Origin of the sequence: Streptomyces sp. NPDC002044 (assembly GCF_040296725.1) — a bacterium.
Lineage (GTDB): Bacteria > Actinomycetota > Actinomycetes > Streptomycetales > Streptomycetaceae > Streptomyces > Streptomyces antarcticus.
Genome location: NZ_JBEOXU010000061.1, coordinates 1 through 22,320 on the forward strand (window position 1 = coordinate 1; position 22,320 = coordinate 22,320).

Consider the following 22,320-nt stretch of genomic DNA (forward strand, 5'->3'; position numbering starts at 1 on the left):
GCCCTCCCCCGCCGCGGCCGACCCGGGCGCGCGCCGCCCGGCTCCGCCGCCAACCCGACCGCCAACCCCGTTGCCCCTACGGCCTGTTGGGCGGACGACTCCGCTTCGCGCCGGGAACCGCCGTCACGGGCCGGAGTCCGCGGCTCCCTTCTCCCCGCGACGGGGCGCCCCTTGGGCGCGACACCGTCCCGGGCCCCGACACGCCGACGTCAACGCGTGTCGTTTTTGCATATATTCGCAGATCTGTTACAGAATCGATACAATCCAAACCATGTCCGGAAAGGAATTCGGGACGCCATCGGAGAAAACTGTCGGCCGTTGAACGCCAGGAATCACGTCACTGAAAGCAGGGCCTTCAGGTATCCGATCGACCGCTATCTGCATCCGAACGCGGAGGTACTGCGATGTCCGTCCTCAGGGCCGACTCCCGTAAGACTCGACAGGGTTACCCACTTGCTCGCCGCGCCGCCAGATTTCGAATCCCTCGCGTCTTTCCTCTCCTCTTCGCCCTGACCGCCGGCATACTGGCCGACCCCGCGTCACCCGCCAACGCGGCCCCGCAGTACGGCGCCAAAGCGGTCGCCGTCGCGGCTTCCAAGGAGGGGGCCCCGTACGCCCGCGGGGCGACGGGCCCCAAACGGTTCGACTGCTCGGGCCTCATGATCTATTCGTTCAGAAAAGCGGGAAGACAACTGCCCCGCACCGCGGAGCAGCAGTACGAGCAGACCTCGCACGTTTCCCGCAGTGACCGCGCATTGGGGGACCTGGTGTTCTTTCCCAAGGGCTCGACCGTGGAACACGTCGGCATCTACGCCGGCCACGACAAGATCTGGCACGCCCCCCGACCGGGCACCCGCGTACGGCTGGAGCGAATCTGGAGCGGGAACGTCCGGTACGGCCGCGCCGGTTGACGTCGACGTCAACCCCGCATGCCAACAGGGGTCCGCACCGTAGTGCGGACCCCTGGGCCGGGCGAAGGACATCAGGCGGGACGGCCACCGAACGGGGCGCCCGCGCCGTAGTAGAGGCCGAGTCGGTCGTGGTACTCGGCATCGTCCAGGTGCTTGTTCCGGTGGAACTCCGGAGCACCCTTGATCTCGTCCTTCGTCCGGTCGACGTAGACCTTCTTCTCGTCCACGTCGACCTTCGTGATGGCGCCCGCCGGAAGAAGGATCTCCTTGCCGAAGATCCATACACCGGTGTCGACCACCAGGTAGGACGAACCGACTTCATCGGAATGCTTGTCGACCTTGCCAATGACTCCCTCGGTCGCCTCGACCTTGAATCCGGTCAGGTCGGTACCACGGAGATGACCCGAAGTCTGTCGATAGGCCCACACGTTGTTCGTCATGTAAAGACAACTCCTTCAAATCGAGCGGCCGATGGCCCGACGGGCCGAGCACCGAAGACGGCAGTGGCTACCAGCGGTACCAGCGGCCGCTACTGCCCTTGGGGCGGGCGACGAATCCGACGAGCCAGACGACCAGCACGATGACCGCGATCCACCACAATGCCTTCACGGCGAAACCGGCACCGAAGAGGATCAGGGCGAGCAGAAGAACAAGAAGCAGGGGAACCATTGTTATCAACCTCCAGAGCCTCTGCTGCCCCGCTGTTCCGCCTTTACGCAGAAACGGCCGGCTCCTCCGGTACGGCCGGGCAACCGGCCCTCAGGGAAGGATCGAATCGACGTAGCCGCCGTCGACCCGGAGAGCGCCGCCGGTGGTCGCCGAGGCGAAGGACGAGCTGAGGTAGACCACCATGTGCGCGATCTCCTCCGGCTCGATGAGCCGCTGCAGCAGCGACTGGGGCCGGTACTCGCGCATGAACGCGCGCTGGGCCTCGTCCCAGGGAAGGTCCGGGTCCACGAGCCCGTAGACGAAGTCCTCGACCCCTCCCGTGTGCGTGGGCCCCGCGATGACCGAGTTCACGGTCACGCCCGTCCCCGCGGCCTCCTTGGCGAAGCCCCGCGACACCGCGAGGAGGGCCGTCTTGGACGTGCCGTAGTGGATCATCTCCGCCGGGATCGCCACGGCCGAGTCGCTGGCGATGTTCTGCACGCGGCCCCACGAGCGTCCGATCATGCCCGGCAGGTAGTGCCGGATGGTCCGGACGGCCGTGAGCACGTTCGTCTCGAAGTAGCGGCGCCACTCGGCGTCGTCGATCTCCAGGGCCGGACGCGAACCGAAGATCCCGAGGCTGTTGACGAGGATGTCCACGTCCGGGACGGCCGCGAAGACGGCGCCGGCGCCCTCGTCCGTCGAGAGGTCTCCGGGCGCGGCGAGGAACTCGCCGCCGTCCGCGCCCAGCCGTTCCACCGCCGCCTCCACGGATTCCCTCCCCCGGCCGTTGACCGCCACCCGGGCTCCGGCTCCGGCCAGACCGGCCGCGATGGCCGCGCCGATGCCTTGGGTCGAGCCGGTGACCAGTGCGGTCTTCCCGGCGAGGTCGATGAGCACGCTGCTGCCTGCCTGTCTGCCGCGGTGCGGCCGTAAGAGCCGTGGGAGCTGTGGGAGCCGTACGAGGGGACGTCCCCCCTCGCACTTCCCGTTTTCCACCGGTTTCCCACGATTGGCGGCCCGATTCATTTCACCGGCCCCGTCGTATGCCGGACGGGGCCGGGGGTAGACGGGTCGCATGTCTCCTCTCGCACGGCCCTCGTCCGGGTCCGGAATCTGAGCGCGCAGTGGTCCCCTCGCCGCCTCCGCTCTCGCCGGCCTCCCCTCCGCCCCCGTCACCGCGCCCGCCCGTGCCCTTCCGCGCGCGCATCGGCGGCGTGCTGCGCGGCACCGTCGTCCGTGGCTGGCACGACAACCTCTCCGACTGCGCGGCCGCGCTGACCTACTACTCGGTGCTGGCCCTCCTGCCGGCGCTGCTGGTGGCCGTCTCCCTGTTCGGGCTGGCCGGTACGCCGACCCGCGAGCGGCTCGTGTCCGACCTGACCTCGTATCTGCCGCCGCAGTCCGCCCAGGTGCTCCAGGACGCGCTGGCCGGCCTGGTCAGTTCGCAGAACTCCACCTGGGCCCTGCTGATCAGCGGTCTGCTCAGCGCGCTGTGGTCCGCGTCCAGCTACCTCGCGGTATTCCGCCGGGCCCTGCACACCATGCACCGCGTTCCGGACTCGCGGCCGCCGCTGCGCACCGCGCACACCATCGTGCTGACCGCCCTGACCCTGCTGGCCCTGCTGCTGGCGGGGGCCGCGCTCCTGCTGCTGTCGGCGCCGGCGGCGCGCAGGCTCTCGCAACTTCTGGGTCACGACACCAGCGGGGCCTGGGCGGTGGCCCGCTGGCCCGCTCTGCTGCTCGTCGTGACGGCGCTCGTCCTGGTGCTGTTCCGCACGGGGCCTCGGCTGAGCCCGGGGCGCACCCGGCGGGGGCTGCCCGGCGGTGTGCTGGCCGCGGTGCTGTGGCTCACCGCGTCCTTCCTGTTCACCCTGTACAGCCAGAGCGGGCTGGGCACCTACAGCAGGGTGTACGGGTCCCTGGCCGGGATCGTCGTCTTCCTGATCTGGCTGTGGCTCGGGAACCTCTCGCTGCTCATCGGCGCGCAGTTCAACGCGGAACTCCAGCGCCGGTCCCCGGCGGCCGCACCCGGGCCCCTGGGCGCCGTACCCGGGCCCCTGCCCGCCGCCCCCGTCCGCTCCCCCGGCCCGTGGGCCCGCGCGGCGCGGGCGCGCGGTACGAAGGCACGCGTGCGCGGCCTGCGGCCCTGACGCCGGCTGGAGACGAGGGTGGTCGCCGCAGGGCCGGGTACGAAGGCGACCGGGCCCCGCGACGGCCGCGCCCCGCGGTACGCGCCGGCTACCGCGCCGGCCGGGGCGGCAGCACCATGCTGCATCCCTCGGCCACGGAGGGCGCGGCGGCGAACACCCGGTCGGCCCCGGTGAGTCTGAGCAACTGCGCGAGGTGCGAGGGCTGCGACCCCGCCAGGACGACATCCCGCGCCAGGGTCGCCTGGAGCAGGATCGTCAAGGTGATCGAGTCGGCGAACGCCACCTCGGTGACGTCGACGACGAACCGCCGGACGCCTTCGGCCTGCGGATCCAGGGCCAGACGCAGCGGACCGGCGTTGTCGAGGTCGAACTCGCCCGTCATCACCACGACGCGCACCCCGTCCTGCTGATCCAGCACTTCGACATGGCAGCGGTCGGCAGTCACCCTGGACTCCCCTCTTCTTCGTTCAGTGCGGCCATGGACTACCCATGGCCTGTACCAACCATGCACGTTGGCTTCCGGGCGCCGGTGGGCGGCCCCCGGTTCGCCGGGCCCGGCCGCCCGCCCTCAGCGCAGGGGCATGAGCACCTTCATGCTCTTGCCGCCCCCGGGCAGCCGGGTGACCGAGACGTCCTTGGCCAGTCGGCAGATCAGGGGCCAGCCGAACCCGCCCGGGCCGGTGTACCCCTCCTCCCTGAGGAGCGCGACCGGCATCAGCGGGCTCGCGTCGGCGATCGTGAGTACGAGTCCGTCCGCCTCCAGCCGGACACCGAAGCCGGTGAGGCCACCACCGTGGCGGATGGCGTTGGTGGCGAGTTCCGACGTCACCAGCAGGATGTCGGTGAGGCACTCCTGCGTACCCGCCCGCTCCGGGGGGACGCTCTCGAACAGCTCCCGGACCCGGGCCCGCGCCTGGGCAACGGTGCTCGGCAGCTCGTGCGAGAGCCCCGGGTGCTGCCGTCCTTCGTACTCCATCGACTCCGCCGTTCGCCTTCGCCGTCGTTCGCCTGCGCCGCCGTTCCCATCGCATCCGTCACACCCGTCACACCAGCTGGATTCCGATCAGGCAGGTGTCGTCGTCCGTGTCGGACCTGCTGTGGGTGAGCAGCCGGTCGAGACGACGTTCGAGGTCACGCGGGGCGTCCCTGGTGCGGACGAGGAACTCCCCCACCGCCTCGTTCACCGGCAGGTCCCTGCGTTCCACCAGTCCGTCCGTGAACATCAGCAGGGTATCGTCCCCCTCCAGCCGGATCTCCTGCTCGGTGTAGGTGACGTCGTCGAGCACACCGAGCAGCAGGCCCTCGGAGAGCGGCAGCGACGTGACGCTCTCGCCGCGGATCAGGACGGGCGGCAGGTGCCCGGCCCGTGCCCAGCGCAGGATCCCGGTCTCGGGGCTGTAGAGGCCGCAGACGGCGGTGGCCGTCACCTGGTCGGTGAGGCGGTGCGCGACCCGGTTGAGCCAGGACAGCAGCTGTCCCGGGCCGGCTCCGGTCACGGCCAGTCCGCGCAGTGCGTTGCGCAGGACCACCATCCCGGTCGCCGCGCCGATGCCGTGCCCGGCGACGTCGCCGACACACAGCATGACCTGCCCGGAGGGCAGCAGGACCGTGTCGTACCAGTCGCCGCCGACGAGCGCCTCGGATTCGGCCGGCCGGTACCGTACGGCGATCCGCAGGCCCGGCACCTCCAGCGGCGCCGGGGCCGGCGGCATGATGGCCTGCTGGAGCTGGAGGGTCAGCCGGACCCGGTCGGCCGACTCGGCCTCCGTGTGCGCGAGCCGGTCGCGGGTCGCGGCCAGCGCGACCTCGGTCCAGTGCTGGGCGGAGACGTCCTGGTAGGCGCCCCGGACGGCGACCAGGCCCTCCTGGGCGTCGAGGACCGGTTCGGCGACCACGCGGATGTGCCGGGTGATCCCGTCGGGCCGCTGGAGGCGGAAGTCGACGGACGCGTCGCGCCGGTGGTGCAGCACGGTCCTCAGGAAGCGCCGGATGCCGACGCCGTCGTCGGGGTGGGCGTGGTCGGGCAGTTCCTCCATCGGGACGGGGCGGGCCGTGGCGGGCCGTCCGTAGATGTCGAACAGCTGACTGTTCCAGGTGATCCGGCCCGCGGTGAGGTTCTCCTCGAACCCGCCGACCCGGCCGAGCCGCTGGGCGTGCTGGAGCAGGCTCGCCAGTCGCGCCGTCTCGTCCTCGGTCCGCCACAGCAGCAGGAGGGCCCCGCCGTGCCGGCTGATGCTGACCTCGGCGACCGCCGGCAGGGCGACCTGGCCGACCAGGGCCGTGAGGGTGGTCCGCTGGCCGCGCAGCGGTTCACCGGTCGCGTGGACCCGCTCGGCCTTCTCGTATAGGCCGTTGTCCCCGGCGGCCGTGGGGTACGCCTCCAGCAGCAGGGAACCGCTGATGGCGCCGTGGGGCCGGCCGGCCGGGTCGACGAACCGCTCGTTGACGTACTGGATGCGGAAGTCCGTCAGGTTCCCCTGGCCGTCCATGGCGGGGGTGAGGACGAGGGCCGGGTCGTGGAGGTTGTCGACGAGAGCGGTGAGCTCTTGCAGCTCCGGCCAGGCGGCCGGGGCCGTGTGGGGCCGTTCGGGCGCGGGCAGGTCGTGCAGCGTGTGGGAGCACAGTTCGGCGAGGGCCTCCAGCTGGCGCAGGACCTGCGGCGGCTGCGGGGCCAGCGGGACCGGCCAGCAGACCTCCAGCACGCCGTGGACGCGCCCGCCGGATCCGGACGGCAGGGCGATCCGGCCCCCCTCGGGCCAGGTGTGGCGGCCCAGGGACGGCGCGTCCCGGTCCGCGGGGTGGTGCGAGGTGACCGGGCCGCGCTCGGTGAGCGCCAGCCGGGCGAAGGTGCCGACCTCCGGGGGGACGTAGCGCCAGCGGGCCGCCTCCGCCTCGGGGAAGCCGGCGTGCCCGGCGAGGACCAGCGACCCGTCGGTTCCGGCGGTCCACACGGCGACGGCCACCGCGCCCAGCGGGTCCAGGGCGTTCTCCAGCAGGGACCGCGCGACGGCCTGGGTGTCGCCCGCGGCGAGAACGCCGCTCTCGGCGGTACGCAGCCGTACGGAGAGCGGGAGCGCCTCCGGGTTCCCGGACGGGGGCTCCTTCGTGCGCTCGGCGAAGTCGGCGGCGAGGTCGCTGACCCGGTCCCGGGACGCCTGGTTGACGATGTCGGCGGCCAGTTCCAGCCGGGACACGCCCGACCGGTCGGCGAGGCGGTCCAGCTGTTCCGCCGCGTGGGCGGGGCCGCAGCGGAGCCGTTCGACGAGGACGCCCTTGGCCAGTTCGACCAGGGCCCGGCCGTCGGCGGCGGCGTCGGCCTCCCGCACCTCGCGGCGCAACCGCTCCACCGTGGCCACCAGCCGGCCGACCGCCGAATCGGACGGGGCCACCGGCGCGGGCGGCCCGGCGAGGGGTACGGACACCGGGACCTGTTCGGGCGTACCGGTCCGCGTGGACGGGGGCTGGGCCGCCTCGGGTTCCTGCGACGGGCTGTACGGGGTGCTCACCATGTCCCCTTCTCGTTGGTGCGGTGCGCCGGCCGCGGTCCGTCTCGGCGCGGGCCCGGCATCACCCGGGCGGTGACCGCGGTCACCGGAAGGCCCGCGGTCACCGGAAGGCCCGCGTGGCCGGGGATCCGGTGGATCTCCGCGGTGGCCGTGTACCCGTCCACCCCGGCGTCATCACGTCCATCGGAGTGAGATGGACGACGACCGCCCGGCCCGCCCGCCGCCCGGCGGACCCCCGGAAGGCTACCGTTCGCCGCCGTACGGGTGACCTGCGGACGGAGGCGACCGCGTTGGCGCCGCGCTCCGGAGCGGGAGCGAGCGGGAGCGAGCGGAACCCGGGGCCTCCGCGGCCCACAACGCGGGGAGTCCGCGGCGACTGACCCGCGGCCGCCGGGGTAGGCGCGCCACAACGACAGCACCGGAAGGCGATCCCATGGTGAACCCGTCCCAGCCCGGCTCCGTCCAGGAGCACGACAGCGCGTCGACCGGTGAGCTCGTCGAGCAGGCCGCGGAGCAGCTGACCCGCCTCGTGCGCCAGGAGATGGGTCTGGCGCGGGCGGAGATGCGGGAGAAGGGGAAGAGGGCCGGCCTCGGCGGTGGTCTGTTCGGCGGCGCGGGCGTCGTCGGCGTCCTCGCCCTGCAGGCCCTGGTGGCCGCGGGCATCGCGGCCCTGGCCCTGGTCCTGCCCGTGTGGGCCTCGGCGCTGATCGCCGCGGGGGCGCTGGCCGCCGCGGCGGCGGTGCTCGCCTCGATGGGCAGGAAGCAGATCGGCCGGGCCACCCCGCCGGCTCCCGAACAGACCATCCGGAACGTGAAGGCCGACGTGGCCGAGATCAGGGAAAGGGCACACCGATGACCGAGGACCACGCCGACAGGAAGCACTCCGCCCCCACCCCCGCGGAGATGCGTGAACAAGTACGGGTAACCCGGGAGGAGTTGGGCCACACGGTGGAGGCCCTCGCGGCGAAGGCCGACGTCAAGGGGCAGGCCCGGGCGAAAGCCGCCGAGGTGAAGTCCCAGATACAGGCCCGGACGGCTCAGGTGAGGTCGCAGGTCCATGACGCGGCCGCCCACGTGGTGGAGACCGCGCACGACAAGACGCCGGGGCCCGTGCGGGAGACGGCGGCGCAGACCAGGGACCAGCTCACCGCCTCGGCCTCGGCGGTCGCGGCGAAGGTCCAGGAGAACACCCCCGAGCAGGCCCGCGAGAAGGGCCGGATCATCGCGGTGGTGGCACGCCGCCACCGCACCGCGCTGATCACGGCCGGCGTGGTGTTCACGCTGGCCCTGCTGCGCCGGGCCAGGAGGAGGAACCGATGAACACGTCCAAGGTCGCCTACAGGCCGGTCGGCCTCCTGCTGGGAATCGCGGGCGGCATGGCGGCGGGTGCGGCGGTCAGACAGATCTGGAAGGTCGTCGGTGACGAGAACGACGCACCGGACGCGACCGACGAGGACCGCACCTGGCGGGAGATCCTGCTCGCCGCAGCCATCCAGGGCGCGGTGTTCGCCGTCGTGAAGGCGGCCGTCGACCGTGCGGGAGCCACGGGCGTCCGGCGCCTGACGGGCACCTGGCCGGACTGACCCGCCGGCGGCCCGGCCCGCGTCCCTCTCCGTTGGGTGCGCGGGGAGCGAGGTGCGCGGGGAGCGCCACGCCCCTCCTTCGTGGAGCACCCGTTTTAGACAGATCAATACGGGTAAGCGATGTTTCGTCTTGGAAATCCTGTTCTTCAGCGGCAGGGCCCTCCCGCAGCGCCGGGCCGGCCGCCGGGGACATCGCACATTGGAGAACCTCGTGTCCGTCGTGAAGAGCGCCCTGTCGGATGCCGACCTGAAGACCGTCGGCGAAGCACTGCAGGGCGCGCTGGTGGATCTCGTCGACCTCGCCCTCGTGGCCAAGCAGGTCCACTGGAACGTGGTCGGCCCCCGCTTCCGGTCCGTCCACCTCCAGCTCGACGAGGTCGTCGCCTCGGCCCGTACCCACTCCGACGTGGTGGCCGAGCGCGCCTCCGCCCTCGGTGTGACCCCGGACGGGCGGGCGGCCACGGTCGCGTCGACGAGCGCCATCGGCGGCGTACCCGAGGGCCTGATCAAGGACGCCGACGCCGTACGCATCCTGGTGGACGGCCTGGGCGCGGTGATCACGCGCATGCGGGAGCGCATCCAGTCCACCGGCGACCCGGACCCGATCACCCAGGACATCCTGATCGGCCTGACGGGCGACCTGGAGAAGCACGCGTGGATGTTCACGGCCGAAAGCGCCTAACCAGGCCAGGGGGTCGTTAGGGCTCTGACCTGCCAGGCAATTCATTTCATGGCATTTCATGCAGGGTCTGCGCGTTCCGTGAACGTACGGAATTTCACCGGATTCCGGGAAGCCAGCGGAACGACCTCACGAGGTCACAGTGCAGCGATGCCCTGGCCACCATTCGAGTGGTCAGGGCATCTGCACGCCAGAAGCGACCGTTTAGGTACTGAAGCAAGATCATTCCGGTTCGAGCGTTAACGAGCGCCAGCCCGCCGTACTCCCCTCCCAGAATGGGTCATCGTCCGCAGACGGGAGCTGGGCGAACGCATCGCCCAGAGCCGTAGAGATCTGCACCTGTCCCAAGACCAGCTCGCCGACCGCATCGGCCTCAGGGCGCAGCATCCAGCGCTACGAAAGCGGCGAACGAGATCCGAGATTCACCGACCTCCTACTGATCGCGGCCGCCTTAGAGGTACCAGTGACGCGGCTCGTCGACAGCAGGATGTGACCCCGGTCGGTGGCAGCCGGCCGGGGTCGAGCGCTCGCGCGTCCCAGAGCGTGCCAGCCCAGGAGCGCGGGCGCGCATGAGGGGCACAGCGGCCAATTACGGCCGTCTGCCCGGGGAGAAGGGGATCAATCGGAATCCGAGTAGCCGGATCGTCACCGCGCGCTGTCAAGGCGGCACACGGGTGGGCTACTGGTCTCTACCTAAGCCTCTGGGCATGACCGACCCGGGGCCGACCACGTATGGCAGTTCGTACACGTCATCTCACCGGGGGTTGTTGATCAGCGCGGCTATGTAAGCAGCCTCATCTGTTCAAGCATGTGACGCAATGGTTTTCGATAGACGAAGGCCAGCAGAGCCGACACGCGTGGACGCACCTCGTATGCCGGCACCCTCCGGCCGGCCGGAGGGTGCCGGACGGGGCGGCCCCGGGTCAGCGCGCGGTGACGAACCCGCGGGCCGGCTGCTGGGCGCGAGCCGCCGCGACCCGGGCGAGGACATGATCCGTAACCGTCTGCCCGTCCGCGTCAACCACGCACCAGGCCCCCGCCGGATCATCCGCCGCCACCGGCGTGACGGCCCCCGGGATACCGAACTGCCTCATGGAGACGTGCACCTCGTAGGCATCTGCACCGGTCATGTCCTCGCCCTTTCATCGGAGTGCGCCGAGCCTAGCTACTCGTCGTCGCCGCCGCCGTGCGTCGCACAGTTCCCCGGGTTGATCGGGCCGCATCCGCCCGGCACCGGGGTGTGCGAGCAGTCCGCCGCGACCGTGACGAGCGCCTCCTTCGGGCCGCGCCACAGCTCGGCGTCGGGGGTGTAGCCGACCTGCTCGATCAACGCGATCGTGCGGGTCATGACGTCGGGGTCGTGGCGGGCCGCGTCCGGGCGCTCCGGGTAGTGGTGGACAGTCCGCCCCAGCCGGGCACACAGCGCCTCGTACAGCCGGGTGTGGAGGATCAGCGCATGCCAGCCCTCGTCAACCTCCCGGGTCGGGGCGATCCGTACGGTCGGGAACTGCGCGGCCGCGGCCACGAACTTGATCGCCTCGATCACGATACGGCCGGCCATGCCCGGCTCCATGCCCGGGTTGTTGTCGAGGACGGTGTGCATCACGCCGTTGAACGCGGCGTCGCTGAGCAGGGCGCCGCGCGGACTTGTGCGGGGTCGCGGTCAGGGCGCCGCGGGCGGGGCTGGAGTCGCCGCCGTCGGACGAGCACGGGGGCGGCGCGGGGGTGTTGCCACAGGACATGTCGCTCCTCGATGTGTGCAGTGGGTGGGGCTGGCCCGCCCGGTCGGCGCGGGAGTTTCAAGGGTTGTTGACGATCGCGTGGAACATGACGGCTGTGGAGGCGACGAACACTGCGGCGACGATCAGGGCTTGCTTCTGCCACTCGGTCACTGCCCGGCCGCCGTTCGCGGCCGGCACTGCGGATCGCCCTTGATGTGGGAGTACTGGTCCGGCCGGACCCCAGTCGCGGCGTGTACCACGGTCTCGTTGGCTTGGCCGCGGATGACGCGGTCGCAGTAGCAGCAGATCCGCATCACGTCACCGGATCCGGGCAGCACCAGACGTCGGCGTCCAAGTTGTGCGAGCCCTGATGCCCGAAGACCCGGCCGCGGTACACGGCACCGGTCGTGAGCTGCCGGTTGCAGGCGATGCAGGCGCGGCCCGCGGCCTGGTCCCAGGCAAGGCCGTGCGCACTGGGCAGGGGTACATCCCGGCAGCGGGTCGCCTGCACGGAGGCCGGGGTCGTTTCCGGGCCGGTTCGTTGGGTGGTCATGCCGCTGCTCCCTGCCGTTGTCAGCCGGTGCTGCACCTGAGCGTGACGACAGGCTGTGCACGATCACCACGAATGTGCACCGATGTTCACGACAGAGCCCGATTCGGACGACCTTGAAACACGCCCTTGACCCGCCAACCAGCGCCCACGAGGCTGGTGTTCATCCGTGCACAACCCGAGCGACGGAGGACACCATGGCGCTACGTTTCGTAGGCATCGACCCGAGCAGCGTCGACGGGGAGAGCCCCACTATCTGGGTCGACGAGGAGCACAGTGAACTTGTGCTTCAGGGCTGGAAGCCCAACCCTGAACTGGAGGCGGAATGCGCCTCTCTGGAGATGCCCGGCCACGGGACCGGCATCCCCGACGGCGAAGCCGTGGTGCGGATCCCCGCGCGCATGGCGCACATGATCAGGGAGGCATGCGATGTTCTTGAACGTCCCCAGCTGGCCTGACCTCCTCGGCTCCGCTGAGCACTCGGTCGTCCACCTGGAAACCCGCGACGCGTATGCGGTCGACTACGAGACCGGCCCGTTCGCAGCCTGGCGTGCCGGCCACCGCCACGACCCTGCAGACCGGGCGTCGTGGTGGCGGCCGTGGCTCGACCTCATCGTGGCCACCACGGCCAGAGGCGTCACCGTGCGCCGGGCCCGGATCGTCTCTGAGCCGGTCAGCGAGTACACCCGCTTCCTCTACGACGCGACGTTCACGAACGTTGCCGCGGGTGAAGACGTGCGCTGGCTTCCGCGACGGCAGGCCAGCGACATCGCCCTGCCCGGGAACGACTTCTGGCTCGTCGACGGTCGGCTGATCCGGTGGAACCACTTCTCAGGCGAAGGCGTTTCCGCGGGCGGCGAGATGAGCGAGGACCCGGCCGCGGCCAAGCTGTGCGCGGACGCCTTTGAAACTGTCTGGGCGCGCGCGACTCCGCACGACCGCTTCGAGACCAGGTAGGCGACGCCCAGCTCATGCCCGTATCCCCGTCATCCGCGGCGCAGGCCGCACGCCGCAGCGTCGCGGACCGGCTGCGCGAGCTGCGCGCGGAGGCGGGCATCAGCGGCAGCGAGCTGGGCAACCGCTGCGGGTGGACGCACTCGAAGTCCTCCCGTATCGAGAACGCGATCACCCCGCCGACCCCGGACGACGTGCGCCGCTGGTGCGATGCCTGCGGTGCGGTCGGCCAGGCGGCGGACATCATTGCCCAGTCGCAGAACGCCCAGTCGCTGTACACCGAATGGCGGCGCCGTTCCAGAAGTGGGCTCAAGCAGCTCCAGCACAGCTACGTGCCCCTCTTCCGCTCCACCCGCCTCTTCCGCGTCTACTCCGCAACGCTCCTCCCGCACTTCATCCAGACCGAGGGCTACGCGGCCGGCTTGCTCGGCGCGATCAGTGAGTTCCGGGAGATCCCCAACGACGTCGCTGAGGCCGTCGCTGCCCGCATGGAGCGCAACCGGATCGTGCGGGAGCCGGGCCGCCGTTACGTCCTCCTCGTCGAGGAGGCCGCGCTCCGGCACCAACTGGCCGATGCCGAGGCCATGGCCGCCCAGCTGGGGTACCTCATGACCGTGGGGGCGATGCCTACCGTCAGCTTGGGCATCATTCCCATGGCCTCCCGGGCGCGTAGCCAGTGGCCGCTGGAGACCTTCCACATGTACGACGACACGCTCGTGTCCATCGAGCTCCTCTCGGCCCGGGTCACGGTCACGCAGCCCTCCGAGATCGCGCTCTACCTGAAGGCATTCGAGCAGCTCCGCGGCATGGCCGTGTACGGAGCTGAGGCCCGCGCGCTGGTCGTCAGCGCCATCGAGGCGCTCGGCCCTGCCTGACCCCGGACGCACGAAAGCGCCCCCTCCCGACCCCGAACGGCCGGAAGGGGGCAGTTGTCTACTTGCTGCTGTCCTCCAGCATCTTCTTCTCGCTGAACTTGCCGTTCTCGTCCGTCCAGCCAAGGCGCGCGATGGCGGCGCTGGCAGCGATCACGCTGTAGTCCTCCTCCTTCACACCCTTGCAGGCGGCCGGCTTACCGGTCTCGCTCGCAGACCGCTCAACGAGAACCTTCCGGCATTCCTTGTGGCGGGTGGCGCGGGCGCAGCCCATCAGCGCGTCCGCCATTGAGGTGCCGTACGTGCGGGGTCCAACGTCCCGCGCTCTCTCCGCCGCGGGCCGGTTTCCGCGGACCGGTTCCGGAGCCGCGCGCATGCACACCGGGTGACGGGGCAGTTGCGTACCACACTCCGTAGAAAGGCAGTCCCCCGTGCTGAAGCCCGCACCCGCCGTCCTTCGCCGCCTGCTGTCCCGATACGCCGACGCACGGATCACGCTGGCCCTCGAGGACTCCCCCGAGGTTCGCCTCGAACTGGAGAACGTTTCGTTCACGCTGTGCGTGGCAACAGCGACCCGGAACATCAAGGACGCCCTGGCGGCCGCCGACGACATGCTGGCGGCCGCGCCCTGTGCCCCGGCCGCCGCCACGGCGGCTGGCGCGTCGGCCGGTACGGCCGCCGCCTGACCGGTCGGCACGTCCCGGCCCGCTCCGCTTCCCCGCGGAGCGGGCCGGGATCCGTCGCCGCCGGCTTCGGATAGGGTCCTGGGCGGCAACAGACCCGAACCGAGGAGCACGCGGCATGATCGACGAAGAGCAGCAGCTCAGCGGCGTACTGAACCCGCCCGCGGGCAGCAGCACGGCGGACGAGCGGATCCGGCGCATCCGCCGGCGTCTGGAGCGGCTGATCGGCATCGCCGCGACCGAGGGGAACACCGTACTGCCGCTCCGCAACGGGGACGAGATCTTCGCCGCGATGCTGGACGCGATCGGCTCGGCCCGCCACACGGTCGACATGATGACGTTCGTGTACTGGAGGGGCGACATCGCCCGGCAGTTCGCCGAGGCCCTGACCGACCGGGCCCGCGCAGGCGTCAGGGTGCGGCTGCTGCTGGACGGTTTCGGCAGCCGTCTCATAGAGCAGACCCTGCTGGACGGGATGAAGGACGCGGGCGTCGAGGTCGCCTGGTTCCGCAAGCCGCTCTACCTCTCGCCGCTCAAGCAGAACCACCGCTGTCACCGCAAGGTCCTGGTGGTCGACGAGCGGACCGCCTTCACCGGCGGCGTCGGCATCGCCGAGGAGTGGTGCGGCAACGCGCGCAACCCCGGCGAGTGGCGGGACACGCACGTCGAGGTGCGCGGCCCGGCCGTCGACGGGATCGCCGCGGCCTTCGCCCAGAACTGGGCGGAGTGCCACGCGGAGCTGTTCGACGACCGCGACCGGTTCGTCACCCACGAGACGGGCGGCGGCGCCATCGTGCAGGTGGTCCGCGGTTCGGCCAGTTTCGGGTGGCAGGACATGCAGACGCTGATCCGGGTGATCCTGGAATCGGCCGAGGAACGGGTGCGTCTGGCGACCGCGTACTTCGCCCCCGACACCTACTTCATCGAGCTGCTCTGCGCCACGGCCCGCCGCGGCGTCGAGGTCGAGATCCTGCTGCCCGGGCCGCACACCGACAAGCGCGTGTGCCAGCTGGCCGGTCAGCACCACTACGAGGCGCTGACCGCCTGCGGCGTGAAGATCCACCAGTACCAGCCGACCATGATGCACGCCAAGATCGTGACCATGGACGGCGTGGTGTCCCTGATCGGCTCGACGAACTTCAACCGCCGGTCGCTGGACCACGACGAAGAGGTGATGCTCGCCGTGATGGACGCCGAGTTCACGGCGACCCTCGACGCGCACTACGACGAGGACCTCAGGGCGAGCGACCCGATCCGCCCGGGCCGCTGGAAGCGCCGCTCGGTGCTCCAGCGCGCCCGGGAGACCGCGGTGCTGCCCATCCGCCGCTACCTGTAGCAGCTCCGCCCGCTCGTCTCCTCACCCGGGACGTCCGGGTGCCGGATGATGACCGGGGCCGGGCTCCCCTGACGCGTACAGGGGTCCCGGTGCGGTCCTCGTACGTCCGGCTCGGCCTCGGCCCGGGTGGCGGCCTGGAGCGCGGCGCTGACCAGGGTGGCCAGCAGGTCGATGTCGGAGTCGATGTCCAGACGTACCGTCACCCACTCCGACCCGGTGCGCAGATGGACCGCGGTGGATCCGGCGAGGGCCGGCTCCAGTTTCGCGATCATCGCGCGGGTCAGGTGGACGTCAGCCTCGTGATCGCCGTGGAAGTGGACGATCTCCTGTGAACCGGCGTTCAGGCCGAGCCCACTGCCGCACGGGGTGCGGCCTTCGCTGAGTGCAGGCCAGCTCATGAGCTGTTCACTGGCGTGCCTGGCTGTGTTCATGACCCGAGCCTGCCCGGCCGGAGACCCGCACCACAAGAGCGCTGACTCAATCCCTCCCCCGTACCGCGCGATTGCCCTTCCCCGTACCGCGCGATTCGTCCGCCGCCGGGGACGCCGCGCCGTCCCCGGCCGGTGCGTCACCCGGCCGCGGGGGTTTCGACCGCGGCCTGGCGGTCACACGCGCAGAGGTAACGGTCCGCGAGGAAGGACTCCACCATGGCAACGATGATCCTGCTGATCGCGCCGATGCTGCTGGCGCTCCTGCTCGTCAAGCGCCGGGGCGGTCACCACGCCCGTCACCGGGCCGGACGGACCTGAGGAACACGTGCCGAAAAGGCCGGAACCAGGGAAATGAGGTGGGTGCCTTGTCGCTCCGTGCGGTGGGCTGGGCCAGGTCGTTCCCCATCTACCGAGGGCCGGGTTCGGCCCGCCGGTGGAGTCTGGAGCACTTGGAGGCCCTGAACTGGACCGAGGACGCTCCCGATGTCGTCCACTCCGTCCTGCTGACGGTGTCGGAGCTGGTCACCAACGCGCACGTCCACGCGCGCAGCAGTGCCCAACTCGTCCTGACCTGGGACGGGGAGTGCCTGCACGTCAGCGTCGCCGACTCCGATCCCGGTCTGCCGGCTCCGGGCGACGCCTCGGACGAAGCGGTCTCCGGGCGGGGTCTGGCGATCGTCGACGCCCTCGCGGACCGCTGGGACGCCCACGCCTTCCACGGCGGCAAGACCATCACGGCCTGCTTCCACCCGCCGGGCCGACCCGACCCGCACCGCGACACCGATCCGGCCGGATCGGGCCACCTGCGCCCCCACGGTCGGGGCTGAGCCCGCGGGCCGGGGGGCCGGGCGCGCGGACACACTTCCACAAAATGTTGACGCACATCTATCGGAACGCCACTCCCCTGCCGCACGCTTCAGCTACCTTCCCCGTTCCATCCTGACGTCTCGTCAGTGACGGGAAGTGCTGTCCGACGCGTGCTCGTTGGGAGGCAACACCCATGGACCCGTACGCCGAGTGTCCCGCCCCCGCTCCGCCTCCGTTTCCCGCCGTCCCGCCGGCGGCCGCCGCCGCGCCACCCCCGTCCCCGCCCCCGTCGTCCCCGCCCTCACCGGGCCGCCGCGGCGTGCTGATGGGCCTCACCGTGGCCGCCACCTCACCCTTCCTCCTCGGCATCGACGCGGGTGCCGGTCGTGGCGCGGGGCGCGCGGAGCCCCGGCCCGGGAGGCCGGCCGGGCCCGCGGGTCCGGCCGCCCGGGCCACCGTGCTCAGGAACGCCTCGCTCGTGCTCACCATGGATCCCGCGGCCGGCCAAGGGCCCCTGGGCTGCGTCGAGAACGCGGACGTCCTCATGACGGGCGGCGTCATCACGGCCGTCGGGCGGCGGCTGCCGGCGCCTCCGGGCGCGCACGTGATCGACGCCGCCGGGAAGCTCGTGATGCCGGGATTCGTCGACGTCCACACCCACCTGTGGCAGTCGTCGATGCGCGGCGGCTGCGCGGACCGCGACCTGTTCGGCTGGCTGGCCGACTGCAACCGCACGACGTTCTCGCGGATCACGCCGGCGGACATGTACCGCTTCGTGCGCCTGGGCGCCCTGGACTCGGTCCAGTCCGGCGTGACCACCCTGGTGGACTGGGTCGACGCGCTCCCGTACGACACGACGGTCCAGTACGTGCGGGCCCTCACCGACACGCGGGTGCGGTTCGCCTACGCCATGTTCCAGGGCGAGCGGGAGGCCCCGCTGATCGCCCGGGTGAAGCGCGAGCTGATCGACCCGGTGCCGCTCGCCTCCGCGATGGTCGCCACCCACGCCGCGCGGGCGCTGTCCGGCCTCAACCGGCTCCACTGGGAGATCTCCCAGGACCTCGGCGTCATGCTCAACAGCCACGTCCTCGAACGCGACGAGCAGCACGCGGACGACCCCGTACGCGTCCTCACGGACATCGGCGCGATGGGTCCGCGGCTCCTGATGAACCACGCGGTCCATCTGACCGACGACGAGGCGGCCGCGGTCGCCGCCCACGACGTCCGGGTCGCGCACTGCCCCCTGAGCAACATGCGCCTCGCCTCCGGGATCATGCGGCTTCCGGAGCTGGGACGGCGCGGCGTCAAGGTCGGACTCGGCCAGGACGGCGGGACCAACGACACCTCGGACGTCTTCGCGCTGATGAAGGCGGCCATCGGCCTCCAGCGGGCGCGCGCCCAGGACCCTTCGGTGTTCCCCCGGGTCCACGACGTGCTGCGGATCGCGACGCTGGGCGGAGCCGAGGTCCTCGGCATGGCCGACGAGATCGGCTCGCTGACGCCCGGCAAGCGCGCCGACGTCATCGTGATCGACCCGGCCGCCCTCAACTTCGCGCCGCGGTTCGACTGGGTGAACCAGGTCGTCTTCAACGGCCGCCCCGAGAACGTCCACGCCGTCTTCGTGGACGGCCGCCCCCTCAAGCTCGACGGCCGCCTCGTCGACGTCGAACCCGGACGGGTCGTACGCGAGGCGGAGGCCGCGGCGGCCCGGCTGCGCACCCCCTCCTGAGCGGTGTGCCCCGGCCGGACCCCCGGGGCGGACGGTGGCGGAGTGAACCAGCGGGGCAGTTCGCGCGTCTTGTACCCCATAAGGGTCATACGTACGGGATACGACGCGGCCGGCCGAGGCTTCCGAGGCCGCCGCAGAGGAGAACGCACCGTGGAAACAGTACGAGCCCACCCGTCCCGCCGCGCGCTCCTGGCCGCCGGCACGGGCACCCTCGCCGTCCTGGCCACGGGCGGCACGGCCTTCGCCGCGCCGTCGGGCCGGGAGGGCGTCCTGCGCGAGCTGCGCGCCCTGGAGCGCGAACACTCCGCCCGCCTGGGCGTGTTCGCGCGCGACACCGGCAGCGGCCGGACGGTTCTCTACCGCGCCGACGAGACCTTTCCGATGTGCTCGGTCTTCAAGACGCTCGCGGTCGCCGCCGTCCTGCGCGATCTGGACCGCGACGGGGAGTTCCTCGCGCGGCGCGTCCGCTACACCGCGCGGGACGTACGGGTCTGCGGGCACGCCCCCGTCACCGGCCTGCCCGAGAACCTGGCCAACGGCATGACCGTCGAGCGGCTGTGCGCGGCGGCGATCTGCCAGAGCGACAACGCGGCCGCCAACCTGCTGTTGCGCGAGCTCGGCGGTCCGCACGCCGTCACCCGTTTCTGCCGCTCGGTGGGCGACGGCGTCACCCGGCTCGACCGGTGGGAGCCGGAGCTGAACTCGGCGGAGCCCTGCCGCCTGACGGACACCACCAGCCCGCGGGCCGTCGGCCGGACCTACGAGCGCCTCGCGCTGGGTGACGGGCTCGCGCCCCGGGACCGGGAGCGGCTCACGGGCTGGCTGCTCGCCAACACGACCAGTACGGAACGCTTCCGGGCGGGCCTGCCCGCGGACTGGGTCCTGGCGGACAAGACCGGCGGCGGCGCGTACGGGACGAACAACGACGTGGGCGTCGCCTGGCCGCCGCTCGGGGCGGCGCCGGTCGTCATGGCCGTCCTGACGACCCGGCCCGAGCCGGACGCCGCGGCGGACCACCCCCTGGTGGCCCGGACCGCCGCCCTGCTGGCCTCGGCCCTCGGCTGACGGGCGTCCCGGGCCGGGGGTGAGCCGAAGGGCGGCTCGGCCCCGGCGCGGGCGTCCGGGTTGCGACGCTGCCGCCGCCGGATCAGCCACATCAACGGCGTCCGCGCCGACGTGCGCATCCTCGACGAACCGACCGGCGGCACGGCCGTCTCCGGTGACCCGTACGTCGTGCACCACATGGTCAGCGGGCGGTGGAAGTCGCGGGTCGAGGTCACCGACCCGAAGCAGTGCTCTCCCCGCGTCGGCGAGCCGCCCCGTCCGCGCGGGCATGGGTCCGCGCGGACGGGGTAGCCGCCGTACGGAGGGAAGGGCGTGCAGTGGAACTCTCCGACTGGTTGCTGACCGCAGAAGAGCGCGGCAACTCCGCGACGTGTCTGGACCGCCGTCGACCGGACGGAGCGGCCTGGTCCCACGGCAACCACGTGCGGCCGCTGGTCCACGGCAGGACGTACTTCGCGGAGCTGCTCGCCGCGATCCGCGCGCAGGGGCCGGGCGACCTCCTGCTGTTCACCGACTGGCGGGGCGACCCCGACGAACGTCTGGACGGCGAGGGCACCGAGATCGGTGGGGTGCTGGCCGCGGCCGCCGAGCGCGGTGTGATCGTCAAGGGGCTCATCTGGCGCTCCCACCTCGACGGACTGCAGTTCAGCCAGACGGAGAACCGCCACCTCGGCGAGGAGATCGCCGCGGCGGGCGGCGAATGCCTGCTGGACATGCGGGTGCGCCCCGGCGGGTCCCACCACCAGAAGCTCGTCGTGCTGCGCCACCCGGACCGGCCCGCGGCCGACGTCGCGTACGTCGGCGGCATCGACCTGTGCCACGGCCGCAACGACGACGCCTCCCACCACGGCGACCCGCAGGCCATCCCCTTCGCCGACGCCTACGGTGAGCGACCGCCGTGGCACGACATCCAGCTCGCGGTGCGCGGGCCGGCCGTCGGCGACCTCGAGGCCGGTTTCCGCGAACGGTGGGAGGACCCGGCGCCGCTCAGCCGAAGCCCCCTGACGCGCGTGCGGGAGATCGCCCACCGCGAGGACACCGAAGCGGACCCCCTGCCGGCGCAGCTGCCCGATCCGGAGCCGTGCGGGACCCACACCGTCCAGGTGCTGCGCACGTACCCGAACCGGCTGTTCCGCGGCTACCCCTTCGCCCCCGACGGCGAGCGCAGCATCGCGCGCGGCTACCTGCGGGCCGTGGGGCGGGCCCGGTCGCTGATCTACCTGGAGGACCAGTACCTGTGGTCACCGAGCGTGGTGGAGAGCTTCGCGCGAGCCCTGGCGGCCCACCCCGGGCTGCACCTGGTCGCCGTCATCCCCACCGTCCCGGAACAGGACGGCCGGCTCACGCTGCCGATGAACCTGGTGGGCCGGATCGCCGCGCTCGACAAGCTGCGCGAGGCGGGCGGCGAGCGGGTCGCGGTGTAACGGGCTGGAGAACCACGCCGGAACTCCGGTCTACGTCCACGCGAAGGCGTGCGTGATCGACGACGTGTGGGCGGCGGTCGGCTCCGACAACATCAACCTCCGCTCCTGGAGCCACGATTCGGAACTCGGCTGCGTCGTCCTGGACGAGGACGCCGACCCGCGCGCGCCGCACGACCCGGCCGGCCTCGGGGACGGCGCACGCGTCTTCGCCAGGGAACTGCGGCTGCGCCTCGCGCGCGAACACCTCGACGAAGCCGAGCCCGCCGCGGGCGCCCCCGATCCGCTCTGCGACCCGGTGCGCGCCTTCGACGCGTTCGCGGCGGCCGCTTCGGCGCTGGACGCCTGGCACGACGGCGGCCGCCGGGGGCCTCGGCCGCCGGGCCGGCTCCGCGCCTACCGGCCGCCGGAACTGTCGCCGCTGGCCAGGCGGGTGTCCATGCCGTTCTACCGGCTGCTCGTGGACCCGGACGGCAGGCCCATGCGGCTGCGCCTGCGCAAGGCGTTCTGAAGAGACGGGCCTCCCCGGTCCCGGGTGGCCGCAGGCGCGCTCAGTCGCCGTTGGCGGAGAAGTGCTGGTAGTCGGGAGGGGACCAGCGTTCGCCCCAGAACCAGCCGACCTCCTCGAAGGCCCGGGCCACCGCGCCGCCCGGGCGGATCATGCCGGGCCGGTCGCGTTCGCGGTCGAGGTGGTCGCGCCCGTTCGGCGGGTGGCTGGTGCCGTGGAGGTCGACGTACGGGTTCTCCACGGGGTTGATGTCCACGGCGTCGCCCCAGGCGTGCCGGGAGAGCCGGCGCGGATCGCCGGTGACCGGGCGGCAGTTGAAGGCGGAGGTGTTGTCGTCGGCCATGGCCCGGGCGTCGCTGCCGGCGTACTCGGCCATGACCCGCATGCGGCGGATCGGGAACCGGGCTGCGAATGCCTCGCCGAACACGTGGAGCAGCGGGTCCACCGCGTCGCGGTGGACGATCAGCTCGCCCGCGTGGACCTTGCCGTCGAAGCCCCAGTGGTTCATCCGGATCAGGCGCAGCTCCCGGGGCGGCACGGGGCAGCCGGCCCGGTGGGAGGCGCCCAGCTTCTCCGCCGGAACGGCCGCGACGCGGGCGGCCAGCCCCGGCACCGATTCCGCGGGCAGGGCCCGCAACCGCGGCGCGGGGACCTGTTGCACGTCGCAGGACGACACGGACACGCAGAACGCGGCGGTGAGGGCCACGACTGCGAGGCGGTAGCGCACTGATCCACCGTAGGCCCCCCGGGCCCGGCGGGCCCG

Annotated in this window: 30 protein-coding genes; 18 read left to right on the forward strand and 12 right to left on the reverse strand. The window is 71.9% G+C overall.

Annotation, left to right across the window (positions count from 1 at the left end; genetic code table 11):
* Positions 1–404 precede the first annotated feature (404 nt).
* Entirely contained in the window at positions 405–911 is a 507-nt protein-coding gene (locus tag ABT106_RS17015) for a C40 family peptidase (RefSeq protein WP_351277706.1), read from the forward strand.
* A gap of 71 nt (positions 912–982) precedes the next feature.
* Here ABT106_RS17015 and ABT106_RS17020 read toward each other — a convergent pair whose 3' ends face one another.
* The 3 genes from ABT106_RS17020 to ABT106_RS17030 all read right to left on the reverse strand — a co-directional run bounded on the left by ABT106_RS17020 (position 983) and on the right by ABT106_RS17030 (position 2,459).
* A complete protein-coding gene (locus ABT106_RS17020) occupies positions 983–1,351 on the reverse strand; it encodes a PRC-barrel domain-containing protein (RefSeq protein WP_351277709.1) in 369 nt (122 codons plus the stop codon).
* Positions 1,352–1,418: 67 nt separating this feature from the next.
* On the reverse strand, positions 1,419–1,580 hold the full coding sequence (locus ABT106_RS17025) for a DUF5670 family protein (protein WP_351277712.1): 162 nt from the start codon (positions 1,578–1,580) through the stop codon (positions 1,419–1,421).
* A gap of 90 nt (positions 1,581–1,670) precedes the next feature.
* Positions 1,671–2,459, reverse strand: a complete 789-nt coding sequence (locus ABT106_RS17030; RefSeq protein WP_351277714.1) for an SDR family NAD(P)-dependent oxidoreductase — start codon at positions 2,457–2,459, stop codon at positions 1,671–1,673.
* 290 nt (positions 2,460–2,749) lie between these two features.
* Here ABT106_RS17030 and ABT106_RS17035 point away from each other — a divergent pair, with 290 nt between their 5' ends.
* On the forward strand, positions 2,750–3,712 hold the full coding sequence (locus ABT106_RS17035) for a YihY/virulence factor BrkB family protein (RefSeq protein WP_351277716.1): 963 nt from the start codon (positions 2,750–2,752) through the stop codon (positions 3,710–3,712).
* Between the two features lie 88 nt (positions 3,713–3,800).
* On the opposite strand, the gene ABT106_RS17040 is transcribed toward ABT106_RS17035, so the two are convergent.
* The 3 genes from ABT106_RS17040 to ABT106_RS17050 all read right to left on the reverse strand — a co-directional run bounded on the left by ABT106_RS17040 (position 3,801) and on the right by ABT106_RS17050 (position 7,221).
* Entirely contained in the window at positions 3,801–4,157 is a 357-nt protein-coding gene (locus tag ABT106_RS17040) for an STAS domain-containing protein (RefSeq protein ID WP_351277718.1), read from the reverse strand.
* A gap of 123 nt (positions 4,158–4,280) precedes the next feature.
* Entirely contained in the window at positions 4,281–4,688 is a 408-nt protein-coding gene (locus tag ABT106_RS17045) for an ATP-binding protein (protein ID WP_351277720.1), read from the reverse strand.
* A 67-nt stretch (positions 4,689–4,755) separates the two neighbouring features.
* On the reverse strand, positions 4,756–7,221 hold the full coding sequence (locus ABT106_RS17050) for a SpoIIE family protein phosphatase (RefSeq protein ID WP_351277723.1): 2,466 nt from the start codon (positions 7,219–7,221) through the stop codon (positions 4,756–4,758).
* 430 nt (positions 7,222–7,651) lie between these two features.
* Here ABT106_RS17050 and ABT106_RS17055 point away from each other — a divergent pair, with 430 nt between their 5' ends.
* The 5 genes from ABT106_RS17055 (at position 7,652) to ABT106_RS17075 (ending at position 9,973) form a co-directional block, all read left to right on the forward strand.
* Positions 7,652–8,074 carry a phage holin family protein gene (locus ABT106_RS17055; RefSeq protein ID WP_351277725.1) on the forward strand — a complete coding sequence of 141 codons (423 nt, stop codon included), beginning with the start codon at positions 7,652–7,654 and terminating at the stop codon, positions 8,072–8,074.
* Positions 8,071–8,538 carry a DUF3618 domain-containing protein gene (locus ABT106_RS17060; protein ID WP_351277727.1) on the forward strand — a complete coding sequence of 156 codons (468 nt, stop codon included), beginning with the start codon at positions 8,071–8,073 and terminating at the stop codon, positions 8,536–8,538. Before ABT106_RS17055 ends, ABT106_RS17060 begins: the two co-directional genes overlap by 4 nt.
* Positions 8,535–8,801, forward strand: coding sequence for a DUF4235 domain-containing protein (locus tag ABT106_RS17065; RefSeq protein WP_351277729.1), 267 nt, complete (start codon positions 8,535–8,537; stop codon positions 8,799–8,801). The genes ABT106_RS17060 and ABT106_RS17065 overlap by 4 nt, the downstream gene beginning before the upstream one ends.
* A 211-nt stretch (positions 8,802–9,012) precedes the next feature.
* Complete coding sequence (locus ABT106_RS17070; RefSeq protein ID WP_351277732.1) at positions 9,013–9,483, forward strand: Dps family protein; 471 nt, start codon at positions 9,013–9,015, stop codon at positions 9,481–9,483.
* Positions 9,484–9,865: 382 nt separating this feature from the next.
* Positions 9,866–9,973, forward strand: coding sequence for a helix-turn-helix domain-containing protein (locus ABT106_RS17075; protein WP_351277795.1), 108 nt, complete (start codon positions 9,866–9,868; stop codon positions 9,971–9,973).
* Positions 9,974–10,403: 430 nt separating this feature from the next.
* On the opposite strand, the gene ABT106_RS17080 is transcribed toward ABT106_RS17075, so the two are convergent.
* The 3 genes from ABT106_RS17080 to ABT106_RS17090 all read right to left on the reverse strand — a co-directional run bounded on the left by ABT106_RS17080 (position 10,404) and on the right by ABT106_RS17090 (position 11,754).
* On the reverse strand, positions 10,404–10,610 hold the full coding sequence (locus ABT106_RS17080) for a hypothetical protein (protein ID WP_351277735.1): 207 nt from the start codon (positions 10,608–10,610) through the stop codon (positions 10,404–10,406).
* Positions 10,611–10,645: 35 nt separating this feature from the next.
* On the reverse strand, positions 10,646–11,083 hold the full coding sequence (locus ABT106_RS17085) for a glycine-rich domain-containing protein (RefSeq protein ID WP_351277737.1): 438 nt from the start codon (positions 11,081–11,083) through the stop codon (positions 10,646–10,648).
* A gap of 431 nt (positions 11,084–11,514) precedes the next feature.
* Positions 11,515–11,754, reverse strand: a complete 240-nt coding sequence (locus ABT106_RS17090; RefSeq protein ID WP_351277740.1) for a hypothetical protein — start codon at positions 11,752–11,754, stop codon at positions 11,515–11,517.
* 194 nt (positions 11,755–11,948) lie between these two features.
* On the opposite strand from ABT106_RS17090, the gene ABT106_RS17095 reads away from it, so the two are divergent.
* The 3 genes from ABT106_RS17095 to ABT106_RS17105 are packed head-to-tail and all read left to right on the forward strand — an operon-like array spanning position 11,949 to position 13,580.
* Positions 11,949–12,209, forward strand: a complete 261-nt coding sequence (locus ABT106_RS17095; protein WP_351277742.1) for a hypothetical protein — start codon at positions 11,949–11,951, stop codon at positions 12,207–12,209.
* Positions 12,181–12,708, forward strand: coding sequence for a DUF6879 family protein (locus ABT106_RS17100; RefSeq protein WP_351277745.1), 528 nt, complete (start codon positions 12,181–12,183; stop codon positions 12,706–12,708). The genes ABT106_RS17095 and ABT106_RS17100 overlap by 29 nt, the downstream gene beginning before the upstream one ends.
* Positions 12,709–12,722: 14 nt before the next feature.
* Entirely contained in the window at positions 12,723–13,580 is an 858-nt protein-coding gene (locus ABT106_RS17105) for a helix-turn-helix domain-containing protein (protein WP_351277747.1), read from the forward strand.
* 58 nt (positions 13,581–13,638) lie between these two features.
* On the opposite strand, the gene ABT106_RS17110 is transcribed toward ABT106_RS17105, so the two are convergent.
* Positions 13,639–13,866 carry a hypothetical protein gene (locus ABT106_RS17110; protein ID WP_351277749.1) on the reverse strand — a complete coding sequence of 76 codons (228 nt, stop codon included), beginning with the start codon at positions 13,864–13,866 and terminating at the stop codon, positions 13,639–13,641.
* 142 nt (positions 13,867–14,008) lie between these two features.
* On the opposite strand from ABT106_RS17110, the gene ABT106_RS17115 reads away from it, so the two are divergent.
* Both ABT106_RS17115 and ABT106_RS17120 read left to right on the forward strand, forming a co-directional pair.
* Positions 14,009–14,263, forward strand: coding sequence for a DUF5133 domain-containing protein (locus ABT106_RS17115; RefSeq protein ID WP_351277751.1), 255 nt, complete (start codon positions 14,009–14,011; stop codon positions 14,261–14,263).
* Positions 14,264–14,378: 115 nt separating this feature from the next.
* Positions 14,379–15,596 (forward strand): phospholipase D-like domain-containing protein, encoded by a 1,218-nt coding sequence (locus tag ABT106_RS17120; protein ID WP_351277753.1) that lies wholly within the window; start codon positions 14,379–14,381, stop codon positions 15,594–15,596.
* Here the strand turns inward: ABT106_RS17120 and ABT106_RS17125 are convergent.
* Entirely contained in the window at positions 15,587–16,027 is a 441-nt protein-coding gene (locus ABT106_RS17125) for a luciferase domain-containing protein (RefSeq protein ID WP_351277755.1), read from the reverse strand. The genes ABT106_RS17120 and ABT106_RS17125 overlap by 10 nt on opposite strands.
* A 380-nt stretch (positions 16,028–16,407) precedes the next feature.
* Between ABT106_RS17125 and ABT106_RS17130 the strand changes: the two genes are divergently transcribed.
* From ABT106_RS17130 to ABT106_RS17155, 6 genes are all read left to right on the forward strand, one after another.
* On the forward strand, positions 16,408–16,854 hold the full coding sequence (locus ABT106_RS17130) for an ATP-binding protein (protein WP_351277797.1): 447 nt from the start codon (positions 16,408–16,410) through the stop codon (positions 16,852–16,854).
* Positions 16,855–17,159: 305 nt separating this feature from the next.
* Positions 17,160–18,563: an amidohydrolase family protein gene (locus tag ABT106_RS17135; RefSeq protein ID WP_351277757.1), complete on the forward strand. Its 1,404-nt coding sequence runs from the start codon at positions 17,160–17,162 to the stop codon at positions 18,561–18,563.
* A gap of 150 nt (positions 18,564–18,713) precedes the next feature.
* Positions 18,714–19,628 (forward strand): class A beta-lactamase, encoded by a 915-nt coding sequence (gene bla, locus ABT106_RS17140; RefSeq protein WP_351277759.1) that lies wholly within the window; start codon positions 18,714–18,716, stop codon positions 19,626–19,628.
* A 60-nt stretch (positions 19,629–19,688) separates the two neighbouring features.
* Positions 19,689–19,919, forward strand: a complete 231-nt coding sequence (locus ABT106_RS17145; RefSeq protein ID WP_351277761.1) for a hypothetical protein — start codon at positions 19,689–19,691, stop codon at positions 19,917–19,919.
* 26 nt (positions 19,920–19,945) lie between these two features.
* Positions 19,946–21,052: a phospholipase D-like domain-containing protein gene (locus ABT106_RS17150; protein ID WP_351277763.1), complete on the forward strand. Its 1,107-nt coding sequence runs from the start codon at positions 19,946–19,948 to the stop codon at positions 21,050–21,052.
* Between the two features lie 4 nt (positions 21,053–21,056).
* A complete protein-coding gene (locus ABT106_RS17155; RefSeq protein WP_351277800.1) occupies positions 21,057–21,560 on the forward strand; it encodes a phospholipase D-like domain-containing protein in 504 nt (167 codons plus the stop codon).
* A gap of 40 nt (positions 21,561–21,600) precedes the next feature.
* On the opposite strand, the gene ABT106_RS17160 is transcribed toward ABT106_RS17155, so the two are convergent.
* Positions 21,601–22,284, reverse strand: a complete 684-nt coding sequence (locus ABT106_RS17160; protein ID WP_351277765.1) for a M15 family metallopeptidase — start codon at positions 22,282–22,284, stop codon at positions 21,601–21,603.
* Between the last annotated feature and the right edge of the window lie 36 nt (positions 22,285–22,320).